The sequence below is a fragment of the Dankookia rubra genome, assembly GCF_004355005.1.
GTDB classification, from domain to species: Bacteria; Pseudomonadota; Alphaproteobacteria; order Acetobacterales; family Acetobacteraceae; genus Paracraurococcus; species Paracraurococcus ruber_A.
The window spans coordinates 1-1,613 of the sequence record NZ_SMSJ01000251.1; the positions used below are offsets into that span (position 1 = coordinate 1).

At 78.2% G+C, this 1,613-nt stretch carries 1 protein-coding gene and 2 pseudogenes; 1 reads left to right on the plus strand and 2 read right to left on the minus strand.

Going from position 1 to position 1,613, the window contains the following annotated elements; translation table 11 throughout:
• Positions 1-379: pseudogene (locus tag E2C06_RS38325) on the plus strand (hypothetical protein); the annotation flags it as partial.
• A 151-nt stretch (positions 380-530) separates the two neighbouring features.
• Here E2C06_RS38325 and E2C06_RS36355 read toward each other — a convergent pair.
• Positions 531-1,025, minus strand: coding sequence for a YaiI/YqxD family protein (locus E2C06_RS36355; protein ID WP_133293368.1), 495 nt, complete (start codon positions 1,023-1,025; stop codon positions 531-533).
• Positions 1,022-1,613: pseudogene (locus E2C06_RS36360) on the minus strand (hypothetical protein); the annotation flags it as partial. The gene E2C06_RS36355 and the pseudogene E2C06_RS36360, both read right to left, overlap by 4 nt.

The following is a 1,613-nucleotide window of genomic DNA, read 5'->3' on the forward strand; positions in this document are numbered from 1 at the left end:
GGCCGCGGGCACCTCGGCCGGGGCTGCCGGCGGGGCCGGCGCCGCCGCGGGCATGGGACGCGGCGGCGTGAACGGCACCAATCCGGGCTCGATGGGCATGGGCCAGCCGAGCACCCCGCCGCCCGGCGGCGGCAGCGCCGCCACCGGGGCCGGCACCACCGGCCAGCCGGGCGCCCAGGGCCAGCCGGGTGGCCAGGGCCAGCCGGGCGGCCAGGCCTCCGGCGGGGCGCAGACCCATCGCGGCGCGCTGGAACAGCAGCAGCGCTCCGCCGGCGTCGCCAATCCGGCCGACCGCGACGCGCAGCAGCTGCGCGACCTCAACGCCATGTCGAAGCAGCTGGCGCCGAACGCGCCGGTGCCGGCGCCCGAGGCGCGCTGAAGAGGGAAGAAGGGCCGGGGAGAAGGCGTTCGCCCCGGACCCCTCATCTGTTGCTGCGAGTCGGCACCCTCCGCGCAGCGGCACCCGACTCCCGGAAAGGAATGGAGGGGCCTGGGGAGGAAAATGCTTTTTCCGCCCCAAGCTTGCCTTTCTACTCGAAGCTCACCCAGGCCCGCGGCGGCGGCGCCGCCTCGTCCCGCTTCGCCGCGGCGATCTCCGCATCCAGCGCCGAAAGGAAGCGCGACCGGTCGGCTTGGGTCAGCGGCGCCGGGCCGCCGGTCTGCATCCCGCGCTCCCGCATCTCGGCCGAGACCGCCCGCCCCGCCAGCGCGCCCCCGATATTGTCCGGCGTCCAGGGCCGTCCCTTGAAGCCGATCGCCCGCGCGCCCTTGGCGAGGCAGCGGGAGGCCAGCGGGATGTCGGCGGTGATGCAGACATCGCCGCGCCCCGCCCGCTCGGCGATCCAGTCGTCGGCGGCATCGGCGCCTTCCGGCACCAGCACCATCTCGACGTTCGGCAGGCCGGGCGGCCGCACCGGGCGGCTGCCGTTGCTGACCACCTTCACCGGCAGGCCCAGCCGGGTGGCGACCCGGAAGACCTCCTCCCGCACCGGGCAGGCATCGCCGTCGACATAAAGGATCGTCACCGCACCCTGACCTCCGCCCGCGCCGCGGCACCCGCCGCGTCCAGCACCGTTACCCGATAGAAGCCCGGGCCGGGCGGCGTCCAGGCCGCGTCGCGCCGGGCCGGCTCGGCCGGCAGCGGCTGGCCGTCCACCAGAAAGGTCAGCGGCCGCCGGCCGCCGGCAGCGCGGAGGGTGACCTGCGCCGCGCTCTCGCCCAGCACGGCGCCGGGCGGCGGGAAGGTCAGCCGGAGCCGGTCGAGCGCCTCGGCCTGGGCCGCGGCGGCGGCGCGGACCGGCAGCGCCTCGCGCGGCGCCGCCGGCAGGCGCTCGAAGATGCGGGCCAGGATCGGCAGCGCAATGCGGGCGCCGGTCGCGCCGGGCAGCGGCGTGCCGTCCGGCCGCCCGACCCAGACGCCGGCGACGTGCCGGGCATCGAGCCCCATCGCCCAGGCATCCCGCCCGCCCCAGCTCGTGCCGGTCTTCCAGGCGATCCCCGGCGGCCCGCCCGTGGGGAAGGGCTGCACCAGCACGGCGGCGGCCAGGGCCGCGGCGCGCGGCGCGAAGGCCTGCCGCCGCGCCCCGGCCGGGCCGGGCGTGAGCCGCAGCGCC